The 6,215-nt window shown below is 73.0% G+C and carries 6 protein-coding genes; 1 reads left to right on the top strand and 5 read right to left on the bottom strand.

The features are described 5' to 3' along the window. Window positions 1-75 precede the first annotated feature (75 nt). The 3 genes from tsf to IEZ31_RS49675 all read right to left on the bottom strand — a co-directional run bounded on the left by tsf (window position 76) and on the right by IEZ31_RS49675 (window position 2,841). Window positions 76-903 carry a translation elongation factor Ts gene (gene tsf / locus IEZ31_RS49665; RefSeq protein ID WP_190257142.1) on the bottom strand — a complete coding sequence of 276 codons (828 nt, stop codon included), beginning with the start codon at window positions 901-903 and terminating at the stop codon, window positions 76-78. A gap of 22 nt (window positions 904-925) precedes the next feature. Further along, window positions 926-1,750 carry a 30S ribosomal protein S2 gene (gene rpsB, locus IEZ31_RS49670; protein WP_190257143.1) on the bottom strand — a complete coding sequence of 275 codons (825 nt, stop codon included), beginning with the start codon at window positions 1,748-1,750 and terminating at the stop codon, window positions 926-928. 284 nt (window positions 1,751-2,034) lie between these two features. Then, window positions 2,035-2,841 (bottom strand): hypothetical protein, encoded by an 807-nt coding sequence (locus tag IEZ31_RS49675; RefSeq protein ID WP_190257144.1) that lies wholly within the window; start codon window positions 2,839-2,841, stop codon window positions 2,035-2,037. Between the two features lie 329 nt (window positions 2,842-3,170). Here IEZ31_RS49675 and IEZ31_RS49680 point away from each other — a divergent pair, with 329 nt between their 5' ends. Further along, the gene (locus IEZ31_RS49680) at window positions 3,171-4,337 is read left to right on the top strand and encodes a pyridoxal phosphate-dependent aminotransferase (RefSeq protein ID WP_268241762.1); all 1,167 of its coding nucleotides are present in this window, start codon (window positions 3,171-3,173) and stop codon (window positions 4,335-4,337) included. A gap of 10 nt (window positions 4,338-4,347) precedes the next feature. Here IEZ31_RS49680 and dprA read toward each other — a convergent pair whose 3' ends face one another. Both dprA and IEZ31_RS49690 read right to left on the bottom strand, forming a co-directional pair. Then, the gene (gene dprA, locus IEZ31_RS49685) at window positions 4,348-5,544 is read right to left on the bottom strand and encodes a DNA-processing protein DprA (protein WP_190257145.1); all 1,197 of its coding nucleotides are present in this window, start codon (window positions 5,542-5,544) and stop codon (window positions 4,348-4,350) included. Then, on the bottom strand, window positions 5,541-6,161 hold the full coding sequence (locus tag IEZ31_RS49690; RefSeq protein WP_190257146.1) for an ATP-binding protein: 621 nt from the start codon (window positions 6,159-6,161) through the stop codon (window positions 5,541-5,543). Before IEZ31_RS49690 ends, dprA begins: the two co-directional genes overlap by 4 nt. Window positions 6,162-6,215: the final 54 nt, after the last annotated feature.

The following is a 6,215-nucleotide window of genomic DNA, read 5'->3' on the forward strand; positions in this document are numbered from 1 at the left end:
GAGGGGGTCGCGGCCTCCACATGTGGACACCGTGACCCCCTCTGCGCGATCGCTACCGTTCTCGGCTGCGCCGGATCAGGCCTGGCCGACCTCGAAGCGCACGAACCGCGTCACCTCGATGCCGGCCTCGGCCAGCACCTGCTTGACGGTCTTCTTGTTGTCGCCGACCGAGGGCTGCTCGATGAGGACGAAGTCCTTGTAGAACGCGTTGACCCGGCCCTCGACGATCTTCGGCAGGGCAGCCGCCGGCTTGCCCTCTTCGCGAGCGGTCTCCTCCGCGATGCGGCGCTCCGACTCGACGACGTCGGCGGGCACCTCCTCGCGGGTGAGGTACTTCGGGCGCATCGCGGCGATCTGCATCGCGACGCCACGGGCGTCGGCGACGGCAGCCTCGTCGGTCTTGCCCGTGAACTCGACCGCGACACCGACCTGCGGCGGGAGGTCGGGGCTCTTGCGGTGCATGTAGATGGCGACCGGCTCGGCGAGGACCGCGATGCGGTTCACGACGATCTTCTCGCCGATCCGGGCCGACTCGGCCTGGACCAGGTCGGCGACGGTGCTGTCGCCGAGCTTCGAGGCGAGCAGCGCGTCGATGTCGGCCGGCTTGGTCGCGTCGATGTGCTCCGCAAGCCTCTGGCCGAGCTCGACGAACGCCTCGTTCTTGGCCACGAAGTCGGTCTCGCAGTTGATCTCGACCAGACCCGCGCCGTGGTGCGCGACGAGGCCGTTGGCCGTCGTGCGACCGGCGCGCTTGCCGACGTCCTTCGCACCCTTGATGCGCAGCAGCTCGACAGCCTTGTCGAAGTCGCCCTCGGCCTCGTCGAGCGCCTTCTTGCAGTCCATCATGCCGGAGCCGGTGAGTTCGCGGAGTCGCTTGACGTCCGCGGCGGTGAAGTTGGACATGACTCTCTCTCGCTCTTCGGGGTTACGCCTGGGTGGTGTCTTCGGCGGGGCCGGCTTCGGCGGGCTTGGCACCCTCGAGCAGCTCACGCTCCCACTCGGCGAGCGGCTCGTCACCGGCCACGACGCCCGGCTCGGGCTTCTGGTCGGCGCGGGTGGCCCGTCCGGACCGGGCGATCAGTCCGTCGGCGACCGCGTCGGCGACCACGCGGGTCAGCAGCGCGGCGGAGCGGATGGCGTCGTCGTTACCGGGGATCGGGAAGTCGACCTCGTCCGGGTCGCAGTTGGTGTCGAGCACGGCGATGACCGGGATGCCCAGCTTGCGGGCCTCGTCGACCGCGATGTGCTCCTTCTTGGTGTCGATGACCCAGATCGCCGACGGGAGCTTCTGCATGTCGCGGAGACCGCCGAGCGTGCGGCTGAGCTTGGTCTGCTCGCGCGACAGCTGCAGGGTCTCCTTCTTGGTGTAGCCCTGCGCGGTGCCGGTGAGGTCGAGCGACTCCAGCTCCTTCATGCGCTGCAGCCGCTTGTAGACGGTCTGGAAGTTGGTGAGCATGCCGCCCAGCCAGCGGTGGTTGACGTAGGGCTGGCCGACACGCGTCGCCTGCTCGGCGATGGCCTCCTGCGCCTGCTTCTTCGTGCCCACGAACAGCACCGAGCCACCCTCGGCGACGGTGTTGCGGATGTAGTCGTAGGCCTTCTCGATGTAGTCGAGGGTCTGGCGCAGGTCGATGATGTAGATGCCGTTGCGCTCGGTGAAGATGAAGCGCTTCATCTTCGGGTTCCAGCGGCGAGTCTGGTGCCCGAAGTGAACGCCGCTCTCGAGCAGTTGGCGCATGGTCACAGCCATGTTGGCGGATCCCTTCGATCCTGGTTGTCACGGCGGGCCGGTCGGACCACCGTCCTGGCGCCCGGTCGTCGGCCGTTCTCACCCGAGTGCATGCTGCTGCTGATCTCGGGACCAGGGCGGCCGCCGCCCTTGATCGCCCGGCGCGGAAGAAGTGCGGCGGGCTGTGGGAGGGCGCGCGAGGTCGACCGCGCGTGCGCGGTCGCCGGAGGAAAGTGTACGCGTAGCCGGGGGGAGAGCTCGAATCCCCCCGGCCACGACCGGTTCGGGTGGTTTTGCGGCGTTGGTCAGGCCGACAGCCCGGCGGCGATGAACAGCAGCAGCGCCACCGGCAGGTACGCCAGCGGCGTCCGCAGCCACGCCCGCGCCCCGGGCAGCGAGCCCGCCGCGCCACCGACCAGCCCGTACAGCCCCATCGCGAACATCGGCAGCCCGACGATCATGAAGATGCCGGCGAGCGTCCCGCCCGCCTCGATCCGCTGGGCGGTGGCCGCGGTCAGGAACAGGCGCAGCACCGGCAGCTCGAACACCGCCGTCAACACCACGAGCACGACGGCCAGCCCCGGCCGCTTGCTGCGGTACACCGCGCCACCCTGATCGGCGCTCGGCGGAGGCACGGCGGCGGTCAGCGCCGTCGGCGCCGCGAAGGCGCTGGTCCCCTCGGCGCCGGGCGGCGGCCCCGCGTACCCCCCGTGGCCCGCCTGCGCCGGCGGCGGCACGGTCGGCAGCGCGAGCGGCGGGCCCCCCAGGTGCGACGCGGCCTGCGGCGGACCCGACATCGGCGGCCCCGACATGGGAGGTCCGGACATCGGCGGGGCGGACAGCGGCGTCGTCGCGGGCACCGGCTCGGGCGCGGTCGGCGCCCCCGACGTCGGCCGCTGCAGCGTGCCGCGGTCGATCGCCTCCGCCCGGCGGGACCGGCTGACCGACTCGACCGGCACCTCGGCGGAGTCGTTGCCGTACGGGTCCCGGCTCAGCGGGCCCGCGAACTGGCCGCTCGGGCTGTCTCCGTACATCGGGTCGTACCCACGCCCGGACGTGCGCGGCTCCGGCACCCGATAGCCGTCGCGGTCCTCGGCGTACCGGGTCGGCACGTACCCGCGGTCCCGCTCCTCGCCGTATCCCCGCTCGTCCCCGTATCCACGTTCGTCACGGGGCGTATCGTCCCGGACACGGTCGTCATATCCCCGATCATCCGAATACCAGCGGGGTTCGGCATCCGGATCCGGGAAACTGCGGCGTCCATCCACGGTCCGTCACGGTAGGCCCTCGGCATGATCACCGCCACTCCGGCGCCGGTCCGGTCGCCGATCGGACGCCGGACCGCCTCCGGTCCGGCGGGCCAGGCACTCGGCCGACCACCCTGCCGAACGGCCGCGCACTCGGCCGGCCGCCCCCGCGCGGCGGGCCCCATACTCGGGGAGTGACTGATCCCCTCGTCGCCCGCATGCGCCCCTTCGGCACGACGATCTTCGCTGAGATGTCGGCGCTCGCTGTGCGCACCGGCTCGGTCAACCTCGGCCAGGGCTTCCCCGACACCGACGGCCCGGCCGTGATGCTCGACGCCGCCGCGGCGGCGATCCACGGCGGGCGCAACCAGTACCCGCCGGGCCCCGGCGTCCCCGAGCTGCGCACCGCGATCTCCGCGCACCAGAAGGCCTTCTGGGGACTCGACTACGACCCGGACGGCGAGATCCTGGTGACGGCCGGGGCGACCGAGGCCATCGCCGCCAGCATCCTGGCGCTGTGCGAGCCCGGCGACGAGGTCGTCTGCTTCGAGCCGTACTACGACTCGTACGCGGCCTCGATCGCCCTCGCCGGCGCGGTCCGCCGGCCGGTGACCCTGCGGGCGCACGACGGGCGCTACACCTTCGACCCGGCCGAGCTGCGCGCCGCCTTCGGCCCGCGCACCCGCCTGGTGCTGCTCAACTCGCCGCACAACCCGACCGGCAAGGTCTTCTCCGCCGACGAGCTGGCGCAGGTCGCCGCCCTGTGCGCCGAGTTCGACGCCTACGCCGTCACCGACGAGGTCTACGAGCACCTCGTCTTCTCCGACGCCGCCGCCCCGCACGTACCCCTGGCGAGCCTCCCCGGCATGCGCGACCGCACCGTCCAGATCTCCTCCGCCGGCAAGACCTTCTCGTGCACCGGCTGGAAGATCGGCTGGGCCTGCGGCCCCCGGCCGCTCGTGTCGGCGGTGACGCGGGTCAAGCAGTTCCTGACCTACGTCAACGCCGGCCCGCTCCAGCCGGCGGTCGCGGTGGCGCTGGACTCGCCGCCGTCCTACTACGAGCAGTTCCGCGACGACCTGCAGCGCAAGCGCGACCGCCTGTGCCAGGGCCTGACCGAGGCGGGCTTCGCGGTGCTGCGGCCGGAGGGCACCTACTTCGTCACCGCCGACATCACCCCGCTCGGCGGCACCGACGGCGTCGAGTTCTGCCTGGCGCTGCCGGAGCGCTGCGGCGTCGTCGCCGTGCCCACCCAGGTCTTCTACGACGACGTGACCGCCGGGCGCCGGCTCGTCCGCTTCGCCTTCTGCAAGCGCGACGAGGTGCTCGACGAGGCCGTCGCCCGCCTGCGGCGGCTGTGAACGGCGCATCTCAGCCGTCCTCGGGCGGCCGGGGGACGTCGAGCCCGGCCGCCAGCCGGTAGCCGGCGTCGCCCGCCACCACGAACCCGAGTTCCTCCAGCAGCGGCAGGTTGCGCCGCGCCTCCCGGCCGCTCACCCCGGCCACGGCGGCGACCTCCTCGGCCGTGCGCGGGCGGCGCGGCAGCACGGCGTCGAGAATCCGGGCCTGTAGCGGGTCGAGCACGTCCTCCGGCCGGGCCGCGCCCTGGATCGGGTCGGCCAGCTCCCCCACCGGCCCGACCTCCTCGATGATCTCGTCGACCCGGGTCACCGGCACCGTGCCCGGCACCCGCAGCTCCACGTGGCAGCCCACCGACATCGCCGACGTGACCGGCCCGGGCACGACCATCGCCGAGCGCCGCAGCAGCCGCGCATAGCCCAGCGTGTTCCGCGCCCCGCTGCGCGACCCCGCCTCGACCACCACCGTGCCGCGCGTCGCCGCCGCGATGACCCGGTTGCGGGTCAGGAACCGGGTCTTGTGCGGGTTGGTGCCCGGCGGCCATTCGGTGAGCAGCAGCCCCTCCTCGGCGATCCGCTCCAGCACGCCGGCGTTGGCCGTGGGGTAGCTGCGGTCGATCCCGCACGCCAGCACCGCGACGGTGGGCCCGCCCGCCGCCAGCGCACCCCGATGGGCGGTGACGTCGACCCCGAGCGCGCCGCCGGAGACGACCGTCCAGCCGCGCTGGGCCAGCCCGAAGGCGAACTCGGAGGCGACGAACTCCCCATACGCCGTCATGGCCCGCGCGCCGACCACCGACACCGAGCGCTCCAGCACGTCGCCGAGCCGCCCCGCGCCGCGGATCCACAACGCCAGCGGGGGATCCGTGTCCCGCCGGAGCATGTTGCCCTCGCGACTGGCCGAGACGAGGTCGTCGAGCGACGGCGGCCACTCGTCGTCGGTCGCGGTGACGATCCGGGCGCCGAGCCGGTCGGCCCGCGCCGTCATCCCTTCCACGATCCGCGCCGCCACCCCGGGCCCGGCGCCGAGCCCGGCCGAGGTCAGCCGCGCACGCACGGCCCCGGCGAGGTAGTCGCTGACCCCGACGCCCCGCAGCACGCAGTCGAGCGCGACGGGCGCACCCTCGGCCCGGACCAGCTGCCCCAGCTCCCGGCTGCCGGGCTCGACCAGCACCCCGAGTGCCATCCGCGCCTCTCGATCGCCGTTCATCGACTGCTCCGCGACCGCATTTGCAAGGCCTCGGTCACGTCGCCCGCGTCGGGGACCGTGCGGCCGTCGAGGTCGGCCATGGTCCAGGCGACGCGGACGCAGCGCTCGAACCCGCGAGCCGACATGCGGCCCCGGTCGACGGCTTGGACGAGTGGGCGGAGAACGGGTCGTGGCAGGCGCATGCGGTGCTGACGGATGAGATGGCCGGGCGCCTCGGCATTCGCCCTGGCCCAGGGCCTCCACCGCTCGGCCGCGCTGCCCCGGGCCGCCGCGACCCGCTTGGCGACGACCTCGGAGGACTCGACCGCCTCGGTGTCGACGAGTGCGGCCGAGCGGACCGGATCGAGATCGACCTGCAGGTCGACGCGGTCCATCAGCGGCCCGGACAGCCGGCCCAGATAGCGTCGGCGGACCTGCGAGGGACACTGGCACAGGTGCGGCAGCCGGGCGCACGGGCAGGGGTTGGCCGCCATCACCAGCTGCATGCGGGCCGGATAGACCGTCTCGCCAGAGATGCGGCGGAGACGGATCCGCCCCTCCTCCAGCGGCTCCCGGAGCGCGTCCAGGGCGGCCGGTTGGAACTCGGCGCACTCGTCCAGTGATGGATGAGTGTTCACGGTAGGTGGTCGCCGCTGCAGGGTTGTGATGCTTGACACACACGCCCGGACACT

The sequence above is a fragment of the Dactylosporangium sucinum genome (assembly GCF_014647515.1).
In the GTDB taxonomy this organism is placed as follows: Bacteria; Actinomycetota; Actinomycetes; order Mycobacteriales; family Micromonosporaceae; genus Dactylosporangium; species Dactylosporangium sucinum.

Bases quoted from the DNA above. Each gene is read 5' to 3' on its own strand.
- tsf (WP_190257142.1), bottom strand. From the start codon at position 903: ATGTCCAACTTCACCGCCGCGGACGTCAAGCGACTCCGCGAACTCACC.
- rpsB (WP_190257143.1), bottom strand. From the start codon at position 1,750: ATGGCTGTGACCATGCGCCAACTGCTCGAGAGCGGCGTTCACTTCGGG.
- dprA (WP_190257145.1), bottom strand. From the start codon at position 5,544: ATGAACGGCGATCGAGAGGCGCGGATGGCACTCGGGGTGCTGGTCGAG.